A 25,455-nucleotide genomic window follows, 5' to 3' on the forward strand; every position below is an offset into this window, starting at 1 on the left:
ATCGCCGTGAGAATAAAGGATACGCCCATGACAGCGCCGATGATGTCCGTTTCGCATTTGACCACCGCTTTTCAGGTGAACGGCGAGTGGATGAACGTGGTACGGGATCTCTCCTTCACGATTGGCGAGAAAGAGACGGTCGCCGTGGTGGGGGAATCCGGTTCAGGAAAAAGCGTGATGGCGAAATCCATTATGCGCCTTTTGCTATCTGGTCAAAGCCGAATTGAAGGCCAGATCCATTTTGACGGCACCGAGTTGCTGTCGCTCTCCAATAACGCGATGCAGAACGTGCGCGGCAACCGTATCGGCATGATTTTTCAGGAGCCGATGACCAGCCTGAATCCGGTGTTGCCGATTGGCTACCAGATAACCGAAGTGCTGCGTCGTCATCGCGGCATGGGGAAAGCTGAAGCGCGTGCCGAAGCGGTACGACTGCTGGAAAAAGTGCGTATTCCAGCGGCGAAATCGCGCTTAAATGAGTACCCGCAAAGCTTCTCCGGCGGGATGCGCCAACGCGTGGTGATTGCGATTGCGCTGGCCTGTCACCCGAAATTACTGATTGCCGATGAGCCGACGACGGCGCTGGACGTCACGATTCAGGCGCAAATTCTGACGCTGATAAAAACCCTTCAGGAAGAAGAAGGGATGTCGGTACTGTTTATCACGCATGATATGGGCGTGGTGGCGGAAATGTCCGACCGCACGCTGGTGATGCATCAGGGTGAACTGGTAGAAAACGCCGTCACGCGGGAAATTTTTCACCATCCGCAACAGCCCTATACTCGAATGTTGCTCTCAGCGGTGCCTAAACTTGGCTCAATGTCTGGCAGCGCGTGGCCACAGCGCTTTCCGCTGGTGGATCTCAACACCGGCGAGCGCCAGCCAGTGCCGGATGCCGTGAATACGGTGTCGGGTGAGGAGCCAGTGCTGACGGTAAAAAATTTGGTGACGCGATTTGATATCCGATCAGGGTTTTTCCGTCGTCTATCGGGTCGGGTTCACGCGGTGGAGGATGTGTCGTTCGATCTCTGGTCGGGGGAAACGCTCGCGCTGGTGGGGGAGTCCGGCTGTGGTAAATCCACCACCGGTCGGTCGATTATTCGTCTCAATGATGTGGTGAGCGGGGATATCCAACTGCTGGGAAAAAGCATTCTGACGGCGGATAAACGTGAGTTGACCGATTCACGGCGGCAGATTCAGATGGTGTTTCAGGATCCGTATGAAAGCCTGAACCCGCGTATGCGGATAGGGGAAGCGATTGCCGAACCTATGCTGCTGCATGGTCTGGCGACGCGACAGAATGTGAATGCCAGAGTGCGCGCGCTGCTGGAACAGGTGGGGTTATCCGGCGAGATGGCGTCGCGTTTCCCGCATCAGTTCTCCGGCGGGCAGCGGCAGCGGGTGTGTATTGCCCGCGCATTGGCGCTGGAGCCGAAAGTGATTATTGCCGATGAATCGGTATCGGCGCTGGATGTGTCCGTCAAGGCGCAGGTGATCAACCTGATGCTGGATCTCCAACAGACGCTGGGGCTGTCCTTCCTGTTTATTTCGCACGACATGGCGGTGGTTGAGCGTATCAGCCACCGCGTAGCGGTGATGTATCTCGGCGAAATTGTGGAGATCGGCCCACGTTCGGCGATCTTCGACAATCCGCAGCATGATTACACCCGACGTCTCATTTCTGCGGTTCCTGTACCGGATCCCGATACCCGTCCGGTGCGTCATATCACCCATGATGAACTGCGCAGCCCGGTACGCGCCCCTGATTACCGTCCCCCTGCCCGTCGCTATAAGCAGGTTGGAGAGGGGCACTTCGTGCTGGTATGACGGTCACGCCGTCTTATTTCCCATTTGGGTCGTGACCGATGGCGCTGGCAACGGTATGGCTTTCTCCCTGATTACGCTGTGTCGCAATACGTCTGCGCTATTTCCTGCAACCTATCTATTACTCCTAATCGTTTATTTAGCTAAGTATGTTAATAATATGAATATACGAATAACTAAAATGAAATTCCTTTAAAAACAAAAAACTACCTCGCCTTTTTTCAGTATATTCATATGGCGCATAAGTTATGCTATCTGCGTTATAGACAGCAATTATTTCTGCACGCTAGTTTCATCTGCATTATTAAAGTCAATATAAACATTGTTCGATTTATTAACTTGCGGAGTGAAACCAGTGGAAAGAAAGTCTCTTTTTCGTATTTCTCGCGCGGCGATATTCACCATGCTGGCGTTGCCCGTTTTTTCTACGGCTTATGCCGCCAATGTTAAGATTGTCATTAACCAGTCGCCGTGGCTCGATGGTTTTAAAAAAACGGTAGAAAAATATAATCATGATACCGGAAATAACGTCAGCATCGACGCGGTGCCCTACGGTGGGTTGCTCGATAAGATTCGCAGTTCGGTACGGGCGAAGGAGGGCGTTTATGATATTACTATGTTGGATATCAACTGGTTGGGTGAGTTTTATGACGGCGGGTTTTTGACACCAATTAAAAATATTGAGGCGGATTATCACCTGCCTGAATCAGTGCTGACATTTGGCGATGCGCTTTATTGGGACAATGCGCGAAAAGTTTTTAATAAACAATCCGGTGAACTCTATACCTTCCCGGTTACTGCCAATCCACAGTTGTTTTATTATCGCAAGGATATTTACCAAAAGGCCGGACTGACTGCGCCGAAAACATGGGAAGAGTTAACCGAGAATACCAAAAAATTGCATCAACCACCGCGGCAGAATGGTTTCCTCATTCGTGGCGGCCCTCAGGATATCGTTTTTGATATTGCTCCATTTTTACTCTCTACGGGGGGAGGCGTATTTAAAAATCCGCGCGAAGGGAATTTTGACATTATCCTCAATAGCCCGGAAACATTACGCGGGCTTAAATATTATATTTCGATTGCCAAATCGGGTTACAGCAATCCCGGTTCCCTAACTCAGGGGGAATTGATTCAGCTTTTCTCCACAGGGAAAGCGGCGCAGGCGAATATTGTCGCGGCAGCGCGTGGACCGCTGAGCAACCCGGATAGCTCTATCGTCACGGATAAATATGGCGTTACGCTGATTCCTCATCCTGCCGGGGAGAAGGGCGTGTATGCCGCAGGTCACTGGGTCGGTGGTATCCCACAAAATATTCCTGCGGCTAACAAGCAGGCGGCGCTGGATTTTTTCAAATGGTATGAACAACAGGCTAATCAGGTGTACCTGTATGAGTCTGGCGGCGTGCCAGTCCGTTCCGATTTGGTCGGCGTCGCGAAAGACCCGCTCAACTTCTTACCCGCGCTGACGGAAGCCACCGCTAACGCGCAGATTATCAGTCCGGTAAAAGAGTCGGCGCAGATTCACTCCCTGCTGGGGCTGCAATTGTACAAAGCGCTTAGCGGTGAACAGTCGGCGGAAAAGGCGCTCAATACCGCTGCGCATCAGGTATACCAGCTTTTGTCGGCTGCGGGATATCAGACGCAGCTTCCGCCGGATCTACCTGACGCAGCGAGTAAAGGATAACTGCCATGTCTGGACCCTCGCTCTCCGTGCCACGAGCCATCTCCCCTGCGCGGCGTCAGCGCCGTGACGTGTGGCCGTGGCTGGCGCTAACGCCGCTGATCGTCATTATTGCCACGCTGATGGTTACGCCGGTGATTCATCTCTTCAGCCTGATCACCCAGGACGTGAGCTGGCAGGAGGGGCGTGCCGTCTCCCGTTTTGTCGGGCTGGACAATATTCGCGCCTTTCTTGCCGACCCTTATTACTGGCCGGGGCTGATCAATACGCTGGCGTTTTCGGTGATCGCGGTAACGCTTCAGGTCATTATCGGGTTCGCGCTGGCGCTGGCGGTTAATGATATGAAGAAAGAATCGCGTTTACTGACCACCATTCTGCTGCTGCCGATCGTGATCTCTCCCATCGTGATCGGGGCGATGTGGCGGCTCATCCTGAACAACGATTCCGGGGTCCTCAACGTGGTGTTGAGCCAGTTGGATATCGTGCCACCTGACTGGCTGGGCACGCCATCGCTGGCCTTCCTGTCGGTGATTGTGGTCGATGTCTGGCACTGGACGCCGTTCTCCTTCTTGTTATTGCTGGCGGGCTTGAAAGCGCTGCCCCGCGAGGTGTTGGAAGCTGCCCAGTTGGATGGATGCAGACGCTGGCAGCGCCTGCGCTTCGTCATTTTTCCCATGATGTGGCCAGCATTATTAATCACCCTGTTACTGCGCATCATTTTCTCATTCAAGGTGTTTGATGAGATCTATCTGCTGACCAAAGGCGGCCCCGGCACCGCCACTGAGATGGTCAGTTACTCCATTTACCGCGCCTTCTTTATTGAGGATCGTGAAGGGCTGGGAGCGGTGATGTCGCTGTTTACCTTCTTCATTATCGCCTTGCTGCTGGTGGTGTTGGTGAACCTGCGCAAGCGGAGGATAAGCTGATGCTGTTATCACTACGCGGGCGCGCCCGCCTGTTTACGATGGGGCGCAGTGCGGCAATCACGCTCTACGCTGCACTGGTACTGTTTCCTTTTATTTGGTTATTGAGCAGCGCCTTTAAGAAGCAGATTGATATTCTGCTTGCCCGTTTTGCATTTACGCCGACGCTGGATACCTTGCGCGAACTGCTGTTCGATCCCGGTTCGATGTTCAGTGCCTATTTCGTCAACAGCGTGGTGATAACGCTGACGACGACCGCGATTATTGTCGCTGTGACGCTGTTTTCCGCCTATGCGCTGACCACCGTGCGCCAGTTGCCTCCTGCGCTGGGCGCGATACTGCTCGGCTGGTGCCTGCTGTTTAACCTGCTGCCGGTGGTGACGTTTGTCGGTTCCTGGTTCAATCTTTTCCGTCAGTTAGGCCTCTACGACACGCGGATTGCCATTATCATCGCCAGCGTTGCCGCCTGGCTGCCGATGGCGCTCTGGCTGGGTGTCACGTTTGCCCGCGAAATCCCTAAAGAGCTGCTTGATGCCGCCAGCGTAGACGGCTGCACCCATTGGCAACGATTTCGTTATGTCTTCGTTCCCCTGATCAAATCCGGTATGACCGCGACGACGATTCTGGTGCTGCTGTTTGTGTGGAATGACTTCCCGATAGCGCTAATTCTCAGTTCGGAGCAGGCGCGAACCTTGCCCGTATACATCACCGCCTTTTCGCAGAATGAACAGATTCGCTATGCGGAAATGGCCTCTTCATCCCTGCTGGTGTCGATTCCGGTTCTGCTGCTGCTCGTGGTTGGCCAGCGTTTTATCGTGAAAGGATTACTGTCCGGCGCGGTGAAATCATGAAATTCAAAAGGAAAACCCAATGAGCGCGGTTGCTATCGAAAACGTCGAGAAGAAATACGGTAACGTCACGGTCTTGCAGAATATCGATCTGGATATTGAAAAGCGGGAATTTATCGTTCTCGTTGGCCCTTCCGGTTGCGGAAAATCAACGCTGTTGCGCATGATTGCCGGGCTGGAAGAGGTCGAACATGGTCGCATTCTGCTACAGGGCAATGATATCCATGAGATACCCGCCAGCGAACGCGATATTGCCATGGTCTTCCAGAGCTATGCGCTCTATCCGCACATGAGCGTGGCGGAAAATATGGGGTTCGCGCTCAAGATCAAAGGCGTGGCGAAGCAGGAGATTGCCGAACGGGTTAACGCCACCGCCGACGCACTACAGCTTACGCCGCTGCTGGCGCGTTACCCGCGTGAACTCTCCGGCGGTCAGCGCCAGCGCGTGGCGATTGGTCGGGCGATGGTGCGCAATCCCGAGGTCTTTTTGTTTGATGAACCGCTGTCAAATCTGGATGCCAAACTGCGGGTAGATATGCGTCTGGAGATCAAGAAGCTGCACCAGCAGTTAGACGCCACGATGATCTACGTCACCCACGATCAGATCGAAGCGATGACCCTCGCCGATCGCATCGCCATTATGAATCAGGGGCGTATTGAACAGGTGGCGACCCCGCTGGAACTCTATGACCGACCACGTAATCTGTTTGTCGCCTCATTTATTGGCTCGCCGGAAATCAACCGCTTAGCCGGTCGCGTTTCCCTGGATGGCGCGAGCTTTGTTTGCGATTCCGGCCTGATCCTGCCGTTAGCAGACAATCTGGCACACCTTGCCGGAAGAGCGCTGGTTTATGCCATCCGCCCCGAGCATATCGTTCTCAATCCTGATGAGGGTTTGCCTGCCGAAGTTGACGTTACCGAACCGACGGGCGTTGAAACGCTGGTGAACGCCAGGTTGGGCGATGAAACGCTGACCTGTACCTTCCGCCAGCGGCTTGAACTCCAGCCGGGCGATAGCATCCGGTTACTGCCGGATATTCGTCATATCCACCTGTTTGATGCCGAAACCGGCGACAGAATTCCCCTGACTAAGGAGCAATAATGCGTACCGTCTTCCTGTTATTTGACTCATTGAACCGGCTGGCTCTGTCGCCTTACGGCGGCCAGCATGTGCCGACGCCGAATTTTGACCGTCTGGCGCGGCGCTCGGTGGCATTCGATCGCCACTACGTCGGCAGTATGCCCTGTATGCCCGCCAGACGAGACATGCAGACCGGTCGCTTAAGCTTTTTGCACCGCAGTTGGGGGCCGCTGGAGCCGTTTGATAATTCCTTTCCAGAGCTGCTTTATCAGCAAGGGATCTACAGCCATCTGATCACCGATCATAATCACTATTTTGAAGACGGCGGGGCGACCTATCACAATCGCTATGACTCGTTTGAGTTTATTCGCGGGCAGGAGGGCGACGCATGGAAAGCCATGGTGCAACCGCATTGGGAGCGCTTGCGGGAAAAATATCACCCCTCGCAGTTCTCCAGTGAGCGGCGGAATTTAAAAGCACGCAATATCATCAACCGCGAATATATCCGCGAAGAAAAAGATTTTCCGTCGGTACAATGCTTTGCCCGCGGTCTGGAGTTTCTTGATACCAATCGGCATGCCGATAACTGGTTCCTGCAAATCGAAACGTTCGATCCGCATGAACCGTTTACCGCGCCTGAGCGTTTTTACAATGCGATCAATACCGACTGGACGGGACCGGCTCTTGACTGGCCGCGCTATGGTCGCGTCGATGAGCTACCGGAAGAGTGCGAGGAACTGCGCGCCAATTACTATCGGCTGATTGCGCTGTGTGATTCGTTACTCGGCGACGTGCTGGATTACTTTGATAAGTACGATCTGTGGAAAGACACTGCGCTGGTGCTCTCCACCGACCACGGTTTCCTGCTGGGCGAGCATGATTTCTGGGCCAAAAACCGCATGAATATGTATGAGGAAGTGGCGCATATTCCGCTGTTCATCCACCATCCTGAATACGCCCACTTTGCCGGACAGCGCAGGCAGGCTTTGACGCAAACGCCGGATCTCGCCGCGACCTTCCTTGATATTCACGGCGCGAAACGACCAGCAGAGATGCAAGGGCATTCGCTGCTGCCGGTGGTGGCGCAGGATCAGCCGCTGCGGGAGGGGATGCTGTTTGGCTACTTTGGTGGGGCGGTCAACGTGACCGATGGTCGTTATACCTATCACCGTTACCCGGAAAATCTCAGCGAGCAGGAGATTTACCAGTACACGCTGATGCCGACCCATATCACCTCGCGTTTCAGTACCGAAGAGCTGGCCGATACCACGCTGGCCGCGCCTTTCCCCTTTACCAAAGGCACGCCGTTGCTGCGGGTGCCGGTGATCAACACATCGCCAATCTATAAAAACTATGGACCGGGGTCGCTGCTGGAAAAAGAGACCCGGCTTTACGATTTAGTGGAGGACCCGGGCCAGCTTGCGCCGCTCGCCGATCCGGTCGCTGAGCAGCGGCTGATTGAGTTGATGAGCGGTCTGATGGAGAAAAACGCGGCACCGCCGGAAGCGTTCGTACGGCTGGGGTTAACGCCCAGTGAAACGTCCTCTGCGGTCTAACCTACGGCGTGACGGCCCGCCGCTGTGCGGGCCACAAACAGTAAGCGATATAAAATGCATCAGCCGAATATTTTATGGATATGTACCGATCAGCAGCGCTGGGATACGCTTTCCTGCCTTGGGACGCCCGGCGCGCAGACGCCGCACATTGATAACCTTGCCGCCGCCGGGGTGCTGTTTGAACGCGCCTATGTGCAAAGCCCCATTTGTACCCCTAGCCGCGCCTCGTTCCTGACCGGAATGTATCCTATTGCTCATCAGGTACAGCGTAATGGCAACCGCCGCTTTCCCGATCACCTCCATCTGCTACCCCGTTCATTTCAGCAAGCGGGATATCGCACCGGACTGATTGGCAAACTGCACCTTTCCGCCAGCCAACACGGCGTGGAGCAGCGCCCCGATGATGGCTACGATGAATTTTACTGGAGCCAGCATCCGCACCCCGACTGGCCGGAAGGTCACGATTATCAGGCGTGGCTGGAAGAAAAAGGCGTTGATCCAAAGGCGCTTTACGCCCACGCGCAGGGGGCGATGTATCCGGGAGTAGAGACGGAATTTCACCAGACCACCTGGGCGACGCAGCGGGCGCGAGAATTTATCTCCCGCCACTCGCCATCGCCGTGGTTTCTCAGTATTAATCTTTACGATCCGCACCCGCCGTTTGACCCTCCGCAAGAGTATTTACAGCGTATCGATGCGGATGCGATTCGCCCGCCGCTGTTTATTTCCAGTGACCTTGCGCATCAAACACGCTTTCAGCGGGTCGATCAGCAGGCGAAAAAGGCCGTTGACCCCAACGTGGTGGCAGAGGGCGACAGTCTGCACGGCAGCCATGATACGCCGCCGGAATCCTGGGATATCAAGGCGATCCGTGCAGCCTATTTCGCGATGATTGCGCTGGTGGATGATATGGTCGGCAGTTTGACGTCGCTACTGGATGAGAGCGGGCAGCGGCAGAATACGCTGGTGATATTTATGAGCGATCATGGGGAAATGCTCGGCGACCATGGGCTGCTCTATAAAGGCTGTCGCTTTTATGAAGGGCTGGTGCACGTACCGCTGATCGCCGCCTGGCCGCAGCGTTTTGCGCCGGGGAGACGTTCCAATGCCTTAGTCGAGCTGGTCGATATACCGGCGACCTTGCTGGAAAGTGCAGGCCTACCTATACCGGTACAGAATCAGGGACTGTCGCTGTACTCTCTGCTCCGCGGTGACAGCGCGTTGCATCAGCATAAGCCCTATGCGCTGTCTGAATATTTTGATGCGCTCAACGTTCCCGGCAGCGTCGGTTCGCGCGGCAGCATGTATTTTGATGGTCGCTATAAGCTGAATGTTTATCACGATGCTGTTGAGGGAGAGCTGTTTGATTTAGAACAGGATCCGCATGAATTTCACGACCGCTGGCACGACCCACAGTTTAAGCCACTGAAAGCGCAGCTTATCCAGCAACATTTTGCCGCCATGATGAAAGTCAGCGGCGCGGGGCCGGAGCGGATCGGTGATTTTTAGCCCGTTAGGCTAACATGTCGGTCACTCGCCTGTTTTAGAGGACACCAGCGAAAAAAAACGGACTTTCCTCTGGAGTGAGGAAAGTCCGTTTAATTTTTTGATGTTTTTTTCAGGCGTTATTTGTAGATGACCGCTGTGCCGCGCAGTTGGTTATCACCGGTAGCAGAGGTGATAGTGAAAGCGCTGGCACCGGCTTTTTCGGCTTTCTGAGCCAACTGCGCTTGCAGTGAGTCCAGGTTACGAGCGGTTGCGCTCACAACACCTACTTTTTCCAGACCTTGAGCCTGTTGAGAGGACACCAGATCAGCGGCAGATGCACCAAAAGACAGAGCAGAGAGAACGGCAGCAGCGGCGAAGAATTTTACGTTTTTCATGTGATGTATCCTATTCAATGTTGTTTGGAGTGAAAGGTGATTGCCTTTCGATGAAGAGGATATTACGCCGATGCTACGAGGAGGGAAAACGGAGTGTTTTGAGAATATTGGTCAATATTTTTGATGGTAATTCTGGCGATAAGATACATAATCTCGATCGCCAGGATGACGGTTATATCGCTGCCTGCTGAGGTAACGGCGGTGAGGTGGGTGCCAGTACGCGTTCCAGAACATGCGCTTCCAGTTCCGCCAGTTTTGCCGATCCGCGTCGCCGTGGGCGTGGCAAATCCACCGTGATATCCAGCCCCACGCGCCCTTCTTCGATCAGAATGACCCTGTCGGCCAGCGCAATGGCTTCGGAGACATCGTGTGTGACCAGCAGCACGGTAAACCCATGTTGTAGCCACAAATTTTCGATCAGGCTTTGCATCTCGATACGGGTTAAGGCATCCAGCGCCCCCAGCGGTTCATCCAGCAGCAGAAGGCGTGGATGGTGAATGAGCGCACGCGCCAGCGCGACACGCTGTTTCTGACCGCCGGATAACGCCGCCGGCCAGTCGTTGGCGCGATCCGCCAGTCCGACTGAGGCCAGCGCCTCCCGCGCTTTTTCACGCCAGTTGCCGCGCAGCCCCAGCCCGACATTATCGATGACTTTTTTCCACGGCAGCAGCCGTGCCTCCTGAAACATCAGTCGCGTGTCGTCTTTTGCGCTACTGAGCAGCGCGGTGCCCGTTAGCAGTTCGCCGCTGCTGGCTGCCTCCAGCCCGGCAAGCAGGCGCAGCAACGTGCTTTTGCCGCAGCCGCTACGGCCAACGATGGCGATAAACTGACCGGACGGAATGCGCAACTGCACCTCATTGAGCACCGTGCGATTACCGTAATGCTTGGTGATGCTATCCAGCGTCAGCGGTGTCCCTTTGGTGAGCGGCGACGGTGAATGCGCGTGCATGGTTGAAGCGGTAACAGCGGTCATGATGCGTCTCCCGATGAAGTTTGATAAGCCGGATTCCAGCGTAGCCAAATCCGCTCCAGCCCCTGCGCGCTGATATCCGCCAGTTTGCCGAGCAGCGCGTACAGGATGATGGCCACGACCACGACGTCTGTTTGCAGGAATTCGCGGGCGTTCATGGCGAGATAGCCAATGCCCGAGTTGGCAGAAATGGTTTCCGCGACGATCAGCGTCAGCCACATAAAGCCCAACGCAAAACGGATCCCGACCATGATGGAGGGCAGCGCGCCGGGCAGCACCACCTGAGAGAACAGGCTCAGACCGGACAATCCATAACTGCGCGCCATTTCCAGCAGGCCGCGGTCGATGTTTTTAATCCCGTGATAGGTATTGAGATAAACCGGAAACAGCGTGCCCAGCGCCACCAGAAAGATCTTGGCGGCTTCATCAATGCCAAACCATAGGATCACCAGTGGAATGAGCGCCAGATGGGGAACATTACGGATCATCTGCACCGAGCTATCCAGTAGACGCTCCCCCCAGCGCGAGAGTCCGGTGATGAAGCCGAGCGTCAACCCGATGCTGCCGCCGATAGTAAACCCGATCAGCGCACGCCAGCCGCTGATCGCCAGATGCTGCCAAAGCTCGCCGCTGGAAATGAGCGACCAGCCTGCGGTCATCACCGAACTGGGCGCGGGTAAAATCCGGTTGGAAAGCCAACCGGATTCGACAGAAACCTGCCACGCGACCAGCAGCGTCACGGGGAGCAGGAAAGGTGCCAACCGCTGCGCCAGTGAAGAGAGCGCTTTTGCCATGATCGGTTCCTCAGCTTTGTGAGACGTTGCGCGGTACATAGCGGTTTGCCACCACTTCTCCCGCATTGCTCACCGCGTGCAGCGCCGTGGGCTGATGTGCTAAATCAAGATGTGGGAACAGCAGTTCGCCCACCCGATACGCCTCTTCCAGATGTGGATAACCGGACAGGATAAAGGTATCAATCCCCAGATCGGCGTACTCCTGAATACGTTCGGCGACCGTCGGGCCATCGCCCACCAGCGCCGTACCCGCGCCACCGCGCACCAGACCGATACCTGCCCATAAGTTCGGGCTGATCTCCAGATTGTCTGTCTTACCGCCGTGTAGCGCTGCCATGCGCTGCTGTCCGACGGAATCGAAACGCGCCAATGCTGCCTGTGCGTCGGCGATGGTTTTTTCATCCAGATGAGAAATCAGCTTCTCGGCGGCTTGCCAGGCTTCCGCTGTCGTTTCCCTGACGATGACGTGCAGCCGAATACCGAAGCGAACCTTACGTCCCAGCGCTTCCGCTTTGGCACGAACTTCCGCCAGCTTTTCTTTAACCTGCTCAGGCGGTTCGCCCCATGTCAGGTAGAGATCGACCTGTTCTGCCGCCAGATTTTGCGCGGCGTCAGACGATCCACCAAAGTAGAGCGGCGGGCGCGGTTGTTGTACGGGCGGATAAAGCAGCTTGGCGTCTTTAACCTGAATGTGTTTGCCAGCGAAATCGACGGTTTCGCCTTCCAGCAGCCTGCGCCAGATATGGGTGAATTCTGCCGAGGCTTCGTAGCGTTCTTCATGGCTAAGGAACAGCCCTTCGGCCGCCAACTCTTCCGGGTCGCCGCCCGTCACCAGATTGAACAGCGCCCGACCATTCGACAGCCTGTCCAGCGTGGCGGCCTGACGGGCGGCGATAGTGGGGGAAATCACGCCGGGGCGCAGGGCGACGAGAAATTTTAGCCGCTGTGTCACCGGAATGAGCGACGCCGCCACCAGCCAGGAATCTTCACACGAGCGGCCTGTCGGCAGCAGCACGCCGCCAAATCCTTGCTGCTCGGCGGCCTGTGCCACCTGTTGCAAATAGGGGTAGTCCACATGACGTGCGCCCTCGGCGCTACCGAGGTAGCGTCCATCGCCGTGGGTGGGCAGAAACCAGAATACGTTAAGGCTCATGGTGTGTTCTCCTGAAAGATAAGCGAATTACGGCGTTTGGGGATGCCAGACGCGTTCTGCGATATTGATCTTTACTGGCACCAAACGGTTTTCATAAAACAGATCGGCAGTGTGTTGCTGGGCTTTGATCGTGGCGGCATCCAGCGGTTCGATGGTGGTCGGCGGGCGGTGATTAAGCGCGGTTTCAATCACGTTTTCCGGTAGCCCGACCGCGTTGGCCAGCAGCGTAACGCTGTGTGCCCGGTCGCTGATCGTTAACGCATCTGCTTTGGTCAGCACGTCCAATACCTGACGAATAAAGGTGCCGTGTGCTTCGGTATAAGGACGGGAAGCGAGGTAGAAGGAGCCGGTTTTCTCCAGCCCGCTGCTGTCCGTCAGCACACGGACACCGCCGCCCAGCAGTGCGGCGGAATAATAGGGATCCCAAATCGCCCAGGCATCGACATTGCCTTGCTGGAATGCCGCGCGGGCATCCGCGGGCGTCAGGTAGGTTGGCTTGATATCGGTAAACTTCAGCCCTGCGCGTTGCAGCGCCCGCAGTAGCGTGTTGTGCGCGCTGGAGCCTTTCTGGAAGGCAACCTTATGACCTTTCAGATCGGCGACGGTTTTTATCGGGCTGCCTTCCCGCACCAGAATCACTTCGGCTTCCGGCTTTGGGGGTTCTACACCGACATATAACAGGTCAGCCCCGGCGGCCTGCGCAAAAATAGGCGGGATATCGCCTGTGCCGCCCAAATCGATGCTGCCAACATTGAGCGCTTCCAGCATTTGTGGCCCAGCCGGGAATTCAACCCAGTTGATGGTGGTATTGGGGAACTGCTTTTCCAGCAGTTGGTGCGATTTCGCCAACACCTGGCTGACCGATGCTTTCTGATAACCGATACGCAGTTGCGTCGGTACGCTGTCTTGCGCATAAGCGGTGGATATGAGCAGCATGGCACCGGTGGCCAGCAGCATGGGGAGTTGACGAAGCCGCGCCGTTAGGTTGTTCCATACCCGAGCTTTGGCTCCGCGTTCTTCCGTGACCGCTGGTTTCATCATCAGTGACATGCTTGTGCTCTCTCTTATAACCAAAAATTAAGATTCAGCGAGGAAATAAAACATCAGGCGATAAACATAGCAGGGGGAAGGGAGGTTTTTTAAATCTTAATTTGTCGTTTTTATAGCCAATAATTAGCAATACCTAAAATGGGTATCCGATATCAGTGCCATCGCGTTGGGCGTTAGCGGGGGGTTTTGTGGCGGTGGGATTCGATCATAAAAAACCGGCTTGCCCTGATGAGGAGGCAAGCCGGAAGGAGGGTAATACGTAATGTCTTGCAGGTATTTCTATAGTGGCATATCGGGATAAAAACTCAGGGTAAACAACAATTAGTTGAAGATTACCGCAGAGCCACGCAGTTGATTGTCACCCGTTGCAGAGGTGATGGTGTAAGCTTTGGCACCGGCTTTTTCTGCTTTCGCCGCGAGCTTAGCCTGTAGTGAGCTAAGGTCTTTAGCTGTCGCGGTAACGACACCCGCTTTTTCCAGGTTCTGTGACTGTGAAGGAGACACATATTCAGCAGCAGAAGCACCGAAAGTCATGGTAGCGAGAACAACAGCAGCGGCGATGGTTTTGATGTTTTTCATGATGTCTTATCCTGTTTTGATTGATAGGTGAAAGGGGGCTGCCCTTTCGATATGAAGAATGTTACGCCGATGTTGATAAATTAAAAAACGGATGTTATTGAGGTAGTCTTTCTATTTTTTTGAATGAGAATTACGCTCGGTATGATTATTTTTTAAAATTAAAACAATAACTTATACATAAAACTGAAATTGATTTACAAAATATTGACTGATTTTGAATAAATGGGGGTATGCCTTGCCTGTTGAAGATCAACTAACGTTTAATACTATCGGACATCAACTTACCAACATTAACTGCTGGTCATGTGATGGAAAATGGTTGGTTTATGATGTCAGACCTTATGGATCTTCATTCACCGGGCTGACCATTGAGCGCGTACACCTGAAAAGCCTGAGTACTGAGGTGATTTATCGGGCTGTGGCGGGGGCGCATGTGGGCGTCGTGACCTGTAGCCCACAGGAGCCGCAGCGTTATGTCTTTATCCACGGGCCGGAAAATCCAGACAGCGAGTGGCAGTATGATTTTCATCATCGCCGGGGAACGATAGTCGCCGAGGGGCAACGTGATGAAGCCATCACGCTCGATGCCTGCTCTATTACGCCGCCTTATCAGGCTGGTGCGCTGCGCGGCGGGACGCATGTTCACGTTTTCAGTCCGGATGCCAGCCGCCTGAGCTTTACCTATAACGACCATGTGTTGCATGAACGCGATCCGGCATTGAACTTGCGTAATGTGGGCGTAGCGGTGCCGCTACAGGCTGTCGCTGTTGAGAAGCGCCACCCGCGTGAATATGACGGCAGCCACTATTGTGTGCTGGTCAGCCGAACGACGCCGCAGCCGCAGCCCGGTAGTGATGACATCAATCGTGCCTATGAAGAAGGCTGGGTGGGCAGCGCAGGTTATATCCGGCAAGACGGCTCGCGTCAGCGCTGGGCGCTGGCGTTTATTGGCGATACGCGTGCGATGGATGGGGCAATGGTGCCAGAGATTTTTATTGTCGATTTGCCGGACGCGCTGGAAGATTACGCCAAAGAGGGAGAGGCACCACTGGCGGGGACGGCAACATTGATGCCTGCACCGCCCGCGAACGTGCAGCAGCGGCGTTTAACCTTTACGCATTCGCGTCGTTACCCAGGTCTGGTGAATCAGCCGCGTCACTGGCTGCGCGTTTCCCCCGACGGCAGCGAAATTGCTTTTCTGATGCGCGATGAGGCAGGCATGGTGCAATTGTGGACGATTTCCCCGAATGGCGGGGAGCCACGGCAGGTTACACGCACGGCGCACGGCGTACAGTCGGCCTTTAACTGGCATCCGAACGGACGTTCTCTGGCGTTTGTGTGTGACAACAGCATTATGCTGTGTGATGCGAAAAGCGGTGAGCTTGTTCGGCTGACGGATCGCACAGATCACGCACCCAGTGCGGATGCGGTCGTCTTTTCCCCGGATGGGGAATACGTGGCGTATATGCGCGAGATTGACGGGTTTAATCAGCTTTTTGTCGTGGCGACGGCGTAAACCATCCGGGCGAGTTCATGGTCAGTACGGTGCTATCAAAGCGAGTTATTCGGCATGCTGGCGATCTGTGAACTGGCGGTCTGGTTTTGTTCTTCGCTGTGCGAAATGCGTTCGCGCGTCGACAAGGTGTTGTTATCGCTGCCTGCACGGTAGTAATCGTAGGGCAGCAATAGCGTGTCGGCCACCGCCGAGAACGGCAGGTCGATAGCGACCAGCGGCATCATCGCCCAACTGGTGTCGTCGTCGCGCAGCATATCCATATTGGCACGCGTGCCGGAATAGTATCCCTGATCGCTTCCAGTATGCGTCATTACGCTGGAGCAGCCGCTGGTAACTACCACGCCGCTACCGGTAATGATGAAAGAGAGCAACGCACTTTTCAGTAAGGTCATAGTATCTGTCCATTAAGAACCTGCTGCCTGAGTGGGTCAAAGCCTCATACTGGTCACTTAAGCCCGTCGTCGGGAGAAACACTGCGGGAGATTAACGCTTACGACACCTTATCCCTGTGGTCGCCCCGAGTATCTCGTGCTTAAACGATCGGCATTAGGCCAACACCTGCTTATCTTGAGTGTATGTGATAACGCAGAAGGTGTGAGTGAATATTGCATGAAACGCAGCAATTTTTCTGTTTTGCCTCTTGAAAGTCTGAGGGGGGTCACCATATTGATGATAAGCCGAAAGAAAACGATACGCCGTCAGGGTATCGGCTCCGGCTGTGAGCCTGTCCTTAGGGAAGGTAAAGAATAAATCCTCGCTGCATGTTTAGGAGGCTGTTTTATGCGTAACCCCGATTTTTCTCCGCTGTACCGTTCCGCTATTGGTTTCGATCGCCTGTTCAATCTATTAGAAACCGGTCAGACCCAGAGTAATGGCGGCTATCCTCCCTACAACGTCGAACTGGTTGACGAGAATCAATACCGCATTGCGATTGCCGTAGCCGGCTTCGCTGAGCAGGAACTGGACATCACCGCGCATGACAACCTATTGATTGTAAAAGGTGCCCACGCCGGTGAACAGGTAGCCCGCAATTACCTGTATCAGGGGATTGCCGAGCGCAATTTCGAGCGTAAATTCCAACTGGCTGAACATATTCAGGTCAAAGGCGCAAATCTGCAAAATGGGCTGCTGTATATCGACCTTGAACGTATCGTGCCGGAAGCCATGAAGCCGCGGCGGATTGAAATTAAGTAATTCGTCATCAAGGTATTTAGCGCATGACCTGCTGCCTGAAATGTCAGCATCATGAATGAACACTGCGTCTGCCGAATGGGGACGACGCTAGCCAGAACAGTGGCTGGCATAGAGTACGCCCGTATGGGCATCTTAATCTCGCTTCTTAGAAGGAGTCATAGTATGCGTAACTACGATTTATCCCCTTTATTGCGTCAGTGGATCGGCTTTGACAAATTAGCCAGCTCAATGCAAGGCAGTCAGGAACCGATTGATTTTCCTCCGTATAATATCGAGAAGAAAGACGACAACCACTATCGCATCACGCTGGCGCTGGCAGGGTTCCGACAGCGCGATCTCGATATTGAAGTAGAAGGCCCGCGCCTGACCGTAAAAGGCAGCCCGACCCCCTCGGAAAATGCGGTGGAATACCTGCATCAGGGGCTGGTGTTTAAGCCTTTCACGCTGAGCTTTACGCTGGCCGAGCATCTGCATGTGTCCGATGCACACTTTGAAAATGGCCTGCTGCATATCGATCTGGTGCGTGATGTACCGGAAGCCTTGCAGCCGCAGCGCATCGCCATCGGCGGCAGTCGCCCGGCGCTGAACCCGCAGCCTGCTGAAGATGCGTCATAACGCGACATCTGTATCATCCATCTGATCATTCTCCGCGCCCGTAGATTACGGGCGCGGTTTTGTGTTGCCCGCCACGTTTCCTTCCCCGGCATTCTGCCAAAATCAAAATATATTCCTCATACTTCACGTTGCATGGGCGTTGGCTTCATTCCCTTGCCACCAGCCTGAAACGCGAATGATTGAGAGTATAGCGGTAGTGGCATTTCCCAATAAAAACATCCGCAAAGGATAGGATACGGGTATGAGTGATATCGCACTTACCGTGAGTATGCTGGCGCTGGTTGCAGTTCTGGGGTTATGGATCGGTAACTGGCGTATTTATGGCGTCGGCTTAGGAATAGGCGGGGTTCTGTTCGGTGGGATCATCGTCGGGCATGTTGCCCATCAGTATCAAATTCAACTGAATGATGACATGTTGCACGTCATTCAGGAGTTCGGGCTGATCCTGTTTGTCTATACCATTGGCATTCAGGTCGGGCCGGGTTTCTTTTCCTCTTTGCGTGTGTCTGGCCTGCGCCTGAACGCGTTCGCCCTGCTGACGGTGTTTCTCGGCTGTGTCGTGACCGTTATATTGCACAAACTGCTCACTATTCCTTTGCCGATTATTCTCGGTATTTTTTCCGGTGCGGTAACCAACACGCCATCGCTGGGCGCGGGTCAACAGATTCTGACCGATCTCGGTTCGAGTTCAGTATTGGTGAATCAGATGGGGACGGGCTACGCGATGGCCTATCCGCTGGGGATCTGTGGCATTTTACTGGTGATGTGGCTGATGCGCGTGCTGTTTCGCGTGGCGGTGGAAAACGAGGCAAAACAGTTTGAGGTCAGCAACGGCCTGCACCGCGAACAACTACACACCATGAATGTGTCGGTGATGAATACCAACCTGCAAGGGCTGGCGATTCAGGATGTACCGATTCTGAATCGCGACACGATAGTGTGTTCCCGCCTGAAACGTGGTGATGAGCTGATGGTGCCCGCGCCGCAGACGCTGATCCAACTGGGTGACTATCTGCATCTGGTCGGGGCGAAAAGCGATTTGGAGCAGGCGCGGCTGGTCATCGGCAATGAAGTTGACGCGTCGCTCTCGACGCGCGGTACGGATTTGCACGTTGAGCGAGTGGTGGTAACGAATGAGAAAGTGCTGGGACGCAAGATCCGCGAACTGAATCTGAAGCAAAACTATGACGTGGTGATTTCGCGCCTGAACCGTGCGGGCGTTGAACTGGTTGCCAGTAATCAGGCCAGCCTGCAATTTGGCGATATTCTGAATTTGGTCGGACGGAAAACGGCGATTGATGCCGTCGCGGATATCGTGGGGAATGCGCAGCAGAAGCTCCAACAGGTACAGATGCTGCCGGTTTTTATCGGTATTGGGCTGGGTGTTCTGCTTGGCTCGGTGCCGCTGATGATTCCAGGCTTTCCCGTCGCGCTGCGCCTTGGGCTGGCAGGTGGCCCGCTAGTCGTGGCGCTGGTGCTCGGGCGTATCGGCGGTATCGGTAAACTGTACTGGTTTATGCCGCCCAGTGCGAATCTGGCGCTGCGCGAGCTGGGGATTGTGCTGTTCTTGTCGGTCGTGGGGCTGAAATCCGGGGGGGATTTCATCGATACGTTATTGAACGGTGACGGGGTGTGGTGGATTGGCTATGGCGCGTTGATTACCATCGTACCGCTACTGCTTGTCGGCATACTGGCGCGCACGCTGGGTAAGATGAACTACCTGACGCTGTGCGGCATGCTGGCTGGCTCCATGACCGATCCCCCTGCGTTAGCGTTTGCCAATGGGTTGCACCCAACCAGCGGTGCGGCGGCGTTGTCCTATGCCACGGTTTATCCGCTGGCGATGTTTCTGCGCATTATGTCGCCGCAACTGCTAGCCGTACTGTTCCTCACGTTTTAAATGTTATCAGCTAGATAAAAAATAATATTTTTTCGCTGAATAATGGCTATTTCTTTTTTATTTTTGAATGAAATAATGTCTGAGTGAATAAATAAGGAATAGATAACTCACTGTCTGGAAAAGAATTATATTCTCACTATTAGGTATAAGGTTTTTTTATCGATTATTTGTCGTTGGTTTCGTTAATTTTATGTTCTTTAATTGTCAATTATTATTGAATTTTAAGGGTTTTTTATCAGGAAATTAAAACCATGATAGTTTCTTAAATAAATTAATGAACCCATTTATTAACTAAAGTAACGCTATTTTACAGGCGCATTATAATACTATCTCTTCATTAATCACTTGATTTGATCAGACGAGAGAAGCACCCTGAATCCTTGTTTTCTCGTCTTTTTTTCCGCAGATGATTCCTGTTGCGTTGTTTCAGCAGGGTGACGAAGGAAGAACAACGAAATACCCACTCCTCCGCACGGGACATCCGCCGTGAATACAGCATTCCGTTTTAATGAAGAGTGGTGTTCTTATGTCTGCGAATAATAGCAGGTTGCTAAAACTTCTAGTTATCCTTTGTATTGCCGGTGGCTTATGGTTATTGCCGGTTCCCGATGGGGTTAAACCCGATGCCTGGCACCTGATGGCGATTTTCATCGCCACGGTTGTCGGTCTGATTCTTTCTCCTTACCCGCTTGGCGCGATGGCGATGTTCAGCCTGACGTCGGTCGCCATATTAGGGTTATTATCCATTAAAGATGTGCTGGCGGGCTTTAGCGATCCTACCATTTGGATGATCGCCTGTGCCTTCTTTATCTCGCGCGGCTTTATCAAAACCGGCTTTGGTCGCCGTATTGGCCTGCTGTTCATCAGCAAGCTGGGGAATAGCTCTCTCGGCCTGGCGTATGGTCTGGTGTTTACCGACCTGCTATTCGCTCCGGCGATGCCTTCCACGTCTGCACGCTGCGGTGGGATCATCACGCCGCTGTTTCGCTCTATTGCCGAAGCCTACGATTCCACGCCGGAGAAAGGCACACAGCGCCGCATTGGTGCGTTTCTGGTGCAGTCCATTTTCCAGTGTAACGCCGTGACGTCTGCCATGTTCATGACCTCCATGGCGGGCAACCCGATGGTGGCGAAGCTGGCTTCCCAGTTCGGTATTCACATCAGTTGGACGGACTGGGCATTGGCGACACTGCTGCCGGGTTTCCTGTCCTTGGCGCTGATCCCTTACCTGATTTACCGTTTCTATCCGCCTGAACTGAAGAAAACCTCAGAAATGCGCGCTATCGCCGTCGAAAGACTGCGTGAAATGGGCAAAATGACCCGCGATGAGTGGGTGGTGCTGAGTGTATTCCTGGGGCTGGTAACCTTCTGGGTACTCGGTTCAACCTTAAACATCGATGCGACCCTGACCGCGTTGGCTGGCCTGAGCGTGCTGTTGCTCAGCCGTGCGCTGACCTGGGACGATGTGGTGAGTGAGAAAGAGGCCTGGCACACCGTGGTATGGTTTGCCGTGCTGATGACGCTGGCGGGCCAGCTCAACAAAATGGGCCTCATTGCCTGGCTGGGCGGTCTGGCAGGTAATGCGGTCAGCGGAATGCACTGGCTACCGATGCTGGGTCTGCTGTTGCTGGTTTATTACTACAGCCACTACCTGATGGCGAGCGCGATTGCTCACATCAGCGCTATGTATGCGATTTTCGTCTCTATCGCGCTGGCTGCCGGTGCGCCACCGATGCTGACCGTACTGGTGTTCGGTATCTTCAGTAACCTGTTTATGTCTACGACCCACTACTCCAGTGGCCCGGCACCGATCTTGTTCGGTACAGGCTATGTACCGTTGGGTACGTGGTGGAAGATTGGTTTCTTCATCAGTCTGGTCATCATCCCTATCTGGCTGGGTGTTGGCAGCATGTGGTGGAAAGTCCTCGGCTTCTGGTAAATACGAATACTGCTGGCTTTTCAGATGTGGCTATTCCTGACGCGAATACACCGCAGATGTTAAGCCCATTTCCTTTCTTCACGCCTGCGCCCTGTCCTTGTGACGGGGCGTAGGCATCACAGCACGCGAAACGCGACGAAACAGTATAAGATAACGGTATGATGATGGTTGTTTCGGAGAGTGACATGGGCAAGAAAAAGGCACCGCTAAAGCTGGGAACATCGGTGTTCCTGATGGTGTCCGTTGTGCTTGGCGCGGTGTTGCTGGTGGTCTATTCCCTGCTGTTTTTTCGTATTAATCAGCTTTCAGAAGATCATTTGCGAGAAAAAGCCTTTGCGATTGCTCGTACATTTGCGTCCTCTCCCGTGGTGATTGATGAGCTGAAAGGGATTGGGCGGCCTGAGGATGTGCAGATGGCGGCGGAGATGATCCGCCAGCGTAATCAACTGCTCTTTGTCACTGTCACGGACATGGATACGGTGCGCCATAGCCACCCTGAACCGGAAAGAATTGGCGAGCATTTTGCTGGACGGGATATCTATCCGGCGCTGCTGGGTATGGAAAATTCCGCGACCAACCGGGGAACGCTCGATCCCGCGTTGCGGGTATTTACCCCGGTTTTTGATAATAACCACCAGCAGGTTGGGGTCGTCGCGTTGGGGATTGCCTTAACCAGTGTGCAGAAGGTGATTAGCGATAATCGCTGGATGATCCCCTGGACGCTACTCGCCGGGGCGCTGGTCGGTTGGCTCGGCACCTTGATTTTGGTAAAGGTGCTCAAGCGCATTATGCTGGGGTTCGAGCCGTTTGAAATCTCGAACCTGTTTGAACAGCGCAACGCGATGCTCAAGCACATTAAAGAGGGCGTTATCGCCGTCGATCAGCGCGGTCGGATTACGGTCATCAATGATGAAGCGCGACGCCTTTTCCGACAGAATAAACCGCAGGGTAGTGAAATACCTGCTCCAAGGCTAACCGAGCGCGTCAGCGAACAGTGGCTGGAACATCTGCACCTGAAGCAGGTGCTGGAAAGTGGTATGCCGCGGCGCGATGAAGAGATTAACTTTAACGGCCACCTGCTGCTGACCAACACCGTTCCGGTTTTCGTGAAGGGCGATATTATCGGCGCGATTGCGACGTTCCGTGATAAAACAGAGATCAGCCAGTTACTGCAACGGTTGAGTGGGATGTCCTACTATGCGGATGCGCTGCGTGCGCAGTCGCACGAGTTTATGAACAAGCTGCACGTCATCTTGGGGATGTTGCACTTAAAATATTACTCACAGTTGGAAGATTATATCCTGAAGACCGCCAATAATTATCAGGCGGAAATTGGTTCGATTATTCGTAAAGTGAAATCGCCAGTGATTGCCGGCTTCCTGTTGGGTAAAATCAACCGGGCGCGCGATCTTGGCATTACGTTGTCCATCAGCGAGGAGAGCCTGCTGCCGGATACCGATAATGTCGATGCCACGAATGAATTGATTACCGTGTTGGGTAATCTGATTGAGAATGCGATGGACGCGATTGATGGGCAGGAAAACTGTGAAATCAGCGTGAGCTTCCACCATCAGAATGGTCGCCTTCACTGTACGGTGGGGGATGACGGCCCCGGTATTGCGCCGGAGAGCCAGGCGCGCATTTATGAACAGGGATTCTCTACCAAAGGCAGTGGGCGCGGGATCGGCCTGTACCTGACCAAACAGAGTCTGGAGAAGATTGGCGGCACTATCGAGTTTGAATCAGAGCCTGAGGTGTACACCCAGTTTTTCGTTACTATTCCTTATCAAGCAAGGCTGTTTGACCATGATTAATGTACTGATTGTTGATGACGATGCCATGGTTGCAGAGCTTAACAAATCTTATCTGAACCAGGTTTCTGGCTTTAGCTGCTATGCGACCGTTCCCACGTTGCAGCAGGCGCGCAACCTGTTGATGCAACCTGACTCGGAAATCGATTTGGTACTGCTGGACATTTACATGCAGCAGGATAATGGACTGGATTTGCTGCCGACTATCCGTGAATTCAGTGAAAAGACGGACGTTATCATCATCTCTTCTGCCAGCGATGTGTATACCATCAAAAAAGCGCTGCACTACGGCGTGGTGGATTATCTGATTAAGCCTTTCCAGTTCTCGCGTTTCGAGCAGGCCCTGACCGCCTATCGCGAAGAGGCGAATTTGTTCAAGCACCGTGATTTTGTTGGGCAGTCGGATATTGATAACCTGATTCGCCGTACCAGTACTAGCACGGCCAGCGAACGTAAAAAATTGCCGAAAGGGTTGACCAGCCTGACGCTGCGCACCGTCTGCGAGTGGATTGAAGGCAATCAGGGCATTGAGTTTTCTACCGAGATGTTAGCGAATGCGATTGGTATTTCTCGCGTATCCTGCCGTAAATATCTGATCTACCTGTCCGACACCGGCATCCTGACCACCAATATTCTGTACGGCTCTACGGGTCGACCGGTTTACCTGTATCGCCTTCTGCCGGAAAAGCAGGATTCGCTGCGTCAGTATTGTGAATAAAATGCGGTGAGTAAATAGCAGTAAAAGGTAAGCGGAAACAAGGCGGGAGCGATCCCGCCTTGTGCTATACACAATTCAGTGACGATGAAACCAGATGGAGTTGGTTTAGTGGAACACGATAAATTCATGCGGTACGGCCGCGCGTTAGGGTTATGGCGTAACCCACGGGAAAATATTAAGCCCGAACCCACAAATTATTTCAGTGATGATCCGATTTACCTTACGTCCTCAAAAGGGGAGTGGGTTAATCAAATTCAAGAGTGCAAAAAAGAAAATAATCCGTTAGAGAACGGTGTATTTATCTGGACAGAAACTAAAGGTACAGGTCACACCTTTGTCTCTGTGCATGAGGGTAATAGTGCTTCTGTTTTCACTTATGGTCGATTCGGTAGACGGTCTGGTGTTGCAGGGGTTGTCGGTGATGGCATCTTAAATTTTTTGCAGTTTGAGGATGCCAGAACATATTACCGAGAAGAGCTGTACAAGATGGAAGCGAAGGCATTCGTCATTACAGATGCCGATCCTGCAATTGCAAGAATGTATTTTGAAAAGTTGTGGTGTTCAGGAAGCAAGGTAAAAGAAACCATCAAGATGGGAGAAAGCACTAAAAGAAATGGTCGCACAGTCGATCAATATGATGTGACAGGGGTTAATTGTACAACCCATGCAACAAAAGGCGTGAAGATTGCGGGATCACAGGTATTTGAGGGAGGGTATATAATTAACTCTCAGATACGGATTAATTACGAAGAAGATTTTGCCGTACCAGTATCGCTACAGCGGTATTTAGAACGAAAAAGTGCTGAGTCATCAATGCTCGTTGTTGATATGACCAGTGAGTTCAGAAAGCAGTACCCGAATACCGATAGCTACACACCGATAAGTGAAGATACCACTTTAAGAGTCGTGTCTGAGGTTGTTTCTGGTATAGGTAAAATTTCACCTTATTCTGGTGGTACTGTCGGTGGGTTATTAGAAGGGATGCATGATGTTAACAAGTAAATGCAAGACTTTTATTCGATGGCTCAGTATTTTCCTTGTCTCTTTTTTTTATTTGATGAGCATTGCTCTTTTTTCTTTTGGACATGTTCAAGATAAGGAAAGAATGGTTTTTTCATCTGATAAAACAGTATCAGTTGAATACCATTTTGCGATATTGGCTGATATGCGAGAGTCTATGGATTCCATGTATTCAGCCACACTAATTGGTTTTCCAATTAGTATGATCCTGATTCTGATCATTTTCAAAAAGGTTAGGTAGTTGCGGTAAGCCAAACGTTACCAACGCCTGTTACCGGAAAAGCAGGATTCGCTGCGTCAGTATTGTGAATAGTTTTCGCGGTGAATAAAAAGCGGTGAATAAAAAACGCCACGGCAATGACCGTGGCGTTTTCGTTTTTTTGGCTTTAGCCAGTTC

At 53.2% G+C, this 25,455-nt stretch carries 22 protein-coding genes; 15 read left to right on the forward strand and 7 right to left on the reverse strand.

The genetic code is table 11. The features are described 5' to 3' along the window. The first annotated feature begins 27 nt into the window (after positions 1–27). The 7 genes from OI69_RS04105 (at position 28) to OI69_RS04135 (ending at position 9,425) form a co-directional block, all read left to right on the forward strand. Positions 28–1,827, forward strand: a complete 1,800-nt coding sequence (locus tag OI69_RS04105; protein WP_039346528.1) for an ABC transporter ATP-binding protein — start codon at positions 28–30, stop codon at positions 1,825–1,827. Positions 1,828–2,179: 352 nt separating this feature from the next. Further along, positions 2,180–3,511, forward strand: coding sequence for an extracellular solute-binding protein (locus tag OI69_RS04110; protein ID WP_154715516.1), 1,332 nt, complete (start codon positions 2,180–2,182; stop codon positions 3,509–3,511). A gap of 5 nt (positions 3,512–3,516) precedes the next feature. Beyond that, positions 3,517–4,434 (forward strand): carbohydrate ABC transporter permease, encoded by a 918-nt coding sequence (locus tag OI69_RS04115; RefSeq protein ID WP_080752602.1) that lies wholly within the window; start codon positions 3,517–3,519, stop codon positions 4,432–4,434. After that, positions 4,434–5,282 carry a carbohydrate ABC transporter permease gene (locus OI69_RS04120; RefSeq protein WP_052198299.1) on the forward strand — a complete coding sequence of 283 codons (849 nt, stop codon included), beginning with the start codon at positions 4,434–4,436 and terminating at the stop codon, positions 5,280–5,282. The genes OI69_RS04115 and OI69_RS04120 overlap by 1 nt, the downstream gene beginning before the upstream one ends. A gap of 19 nt (positions 5,283–5,301) precedes the next feature. Further along, positions 5,302–6,381, forward strand: coding sequence for an ABC transporter ATP-binding protein (locus OI69_RS04125; protein ID WP_039346530.1), 1,080 nt, complete (start codon positions 5,302–5,304; stop codon positions 6,379–6,381). Continuing rightward, positions 6,381–7,916, forward strand: coding sequence for a sulfatase (locus OI69_RS04130; RefSeq protein ID WP_039346533.1), 1,536 nt, complete (start codon positions 6,381–6,383; stop codon positions 7,914–7,916). Before OI69_RS04125 ends, OI69_RS04130 begins: the two co-directional genes overlap by 1 nt. 54 nt (positions 7,917–7,970) lie before the next feature. Then, positions 7,971–9,425: a sulfatase family protein gene (locus tag OI69_RS04135; RefSeq protein ID WP_039346535.1), complete on the forward strand. Its 1,455-nt coding sequence runs from the start codon at positions 7,971–7,973 to the stop codon at positions 9,423–9,425. Between the two features lie 116 nt (positions 9,426–9,541). Here the strand turns inward: OI69_RS04135 and bhsA (OI69_RS04140) are convergent, their stop codons facing one another. From bhsA (OI69_RS04140) to bhsA (OI69_RS04165), 6 genes are all read right to left on the reverse strand, one after another. Then, positions 9,542–9,799 (reverse strand): multiple stress resistance protein BhsA, encoded by a 258-nt coding sequence (bhsA, locus tag OI69_RS04140; protein WP_039346536.1) that lies wholly within the window; start codon positions 9,797–9,799, stop codon positions 9,542–9,544. A 172-nt stretch (positions 9,800–9,971) separates the two neighbouring features. Continuing rightward, positions 9,972–10,772, reverse strand: coding sequence for an aliphatic sulfonates ABC transporter ATP-binding protein (gene ssuB / locus OI69_RS04145; protein ID WP_052198300.1), 801 nt, complete (start codon positions 10,770–10,772; stop codon positions 9,972–9,974). Next, a complete protein-coding gene (gene ssuC, locus OI69_RS04150; protein WP_039346537.1) occupies positions 10,769–11,563 on the reverse strand; it encodes an aliphatic sulfonate ABC transporter permease SsuC in 795 nt (264 codons plus the stop codon). Before ssuC ends, ssuB begins: the two co-directional genes overlap by 4 nt. Positions 11,564–11,573: 10 nt before the next feature. After that, a complete protein-coding gene (gene ssuD, locus OI69_RS04155) occupies positions 11,574–12,716 on the reverse strand; it encodes an FMNH2-dependent alkanesulfonate monooxygenase (RefSeq protein ID WP_039346549.1) in 1,143 nt (380 codons plus the stop codon). Between the two features lie 27 nt (positions 12,717–12,743). Then, positions 12,744–13,673 (reverse strand): sulfonate ABC transporter substrate-binding protein, encoded by a 930-nt coding sequence (locus tag OI69_RS04160; protein ID WP_235319657.1) that lies wholly within the window; start codon positions 13,671–13,673, stop codon positions 12,744–12,746. Positions 13,674–14,087: 414 nt separating this feature from the next. Then, entirely contained in the window at positions 14,088–14,345 is a 258-nt protein-coding gene (gene bhsA, locus OI69_RS04165; RefSeq protein WP_039346552.1) for a multiple stress resistance protein BhsA, read from the reverse strand. Between the two features lie 235 nt (positions 14,346–14,580). Here bhsA (OI69_RS04165) and OI69_RS04170 point away from each other — a divergent pair, with 235 nt between their 5' ends. Then, complete coding sequence (locus tag OI69_RS04170; protein ID WP_200886898.1) at positions 14,581–15,861, forward strand: DUF3748 domain-containing protein; 1,281 nt, start codon at positions 14,581–14,583, stop codon at positions 15,859–15,861. 35 nt (positions 15,862–15,896) lie between these two features. On the opposite strand, the gene OI69_RS04175 is transcribed toward OI69_RS04170, so the two are convergent. Beyond that, positions 15,897–16,253 carry a YceK/YidQ family lipoprotein gene (locus OI69_RS04175; protein WP_039346555.1) on the reverse strand — a complete coding sequence of 119 codons (357 nt, stop codon included), beginning with the start codon at positions 16,251–16,253 and terminating at the stop codon, positions 15,897–15,899. Between the two features lie 388 nt (positions 16,254–16,641). Between OI69_RS04175 and ibpA the strand changes: the two genes are divergently transcribed. The 7 genes from ibpA (at position 16,642) to OI69_RS04210 (ending at position 25,040) form a co-directional block, all read left to right on the forward strand. Continuing rightward, positions 16,642–17,055, forward strand: a complete 414-nt coding sequence (ibpA, locus tag OI69_RS04180) for a small heat shock chaperone IbpA (protein ID WP_039346558.1) — start codon at positions 16,642–16,644, stop codon at positions 17,053–17,055. A gap of 162 nt (positions 17,056–17,217) precedes the next feature. Continuing rightward, a complete protein-coding gene (ibpB, locus tag OI69_RS04185) occupies positions 17,218–17,670 on the forward strand; it encodes a small heat shock chaperone IbpB (RefSeq protein WP_039346561.1) in 453 nt (150 codons plus the stop codon). Between the two features lie 241 nt (positions 17,671–17,911). Beyond that, a complete protein-coding gene (locus tag OI69_RS04190) occupies positions 17,912–19,570 on the forward strand; it encodes a putative transporter (protein WP_039346564.1) in 1,659 nt (552 codons plus the stop codon). Between the two features lie 526 nt (positions 19,571–20,096). Continuing rightward, positions 20,097–21,509, forward strand: coding sequence for an anion permease (locus OI69_RS04195; protein ID WP_039346567.1), 1,413 nt, complete (start codon positions 20,097–20,099; stop codon positions 21,507–21,509). Positions 21,510–21,694: 185 nt separating this feature from the next. Continuing rightward, positions 21,695–23,323, forward strand: coding sequence for a sensor histidine kinase (locus tag OI69_RS04200; RefSeq protein ID WP_039346570.1), 1,629 nt, complete (start codon positions 21,695–21,697; stop codon positions 23,321–23,323). After that, entirely contained in the window at positions 23,316–24,038 is a 723-nt protein-coding gene (gene dcuR / locus OI69_RS04205) for a two-component system response regulator DcuR (protein WP_039346573.1), read from the forward strand. The genes OI69_RS04200 and dcuR overlap by 8 nt, the downstream gene beginning before the upstream one ends. Before the next feature lie 108 nt (positions 24,039–24,146). Continuing rightward, on the forward strand, positions 24,147–25,040 hold the full coding sequence (locus tag OI69_RS04210) for a hypothetical protein (RefSeq protein ID WP_039346576.1): 894 nt from the start codon (positions 24,147–24,149) through the stop codon (positions 25,038–25,040). Positions 25,041–25,455: the final 415 nt, after the last annotated feature.

Origin of the sequence: Pectobacterium fontis, from assembly GCF_000803215.1 — a bacterium.
In the GTDB taxonomy this organism is placed as follows: domain Bacteria; phylum Pseudomonadota; class Gammaproteobacteria; order Enterobacterales; family Enterobacteriaceae; genus Pectobacterium; species Pectobacterium fontis.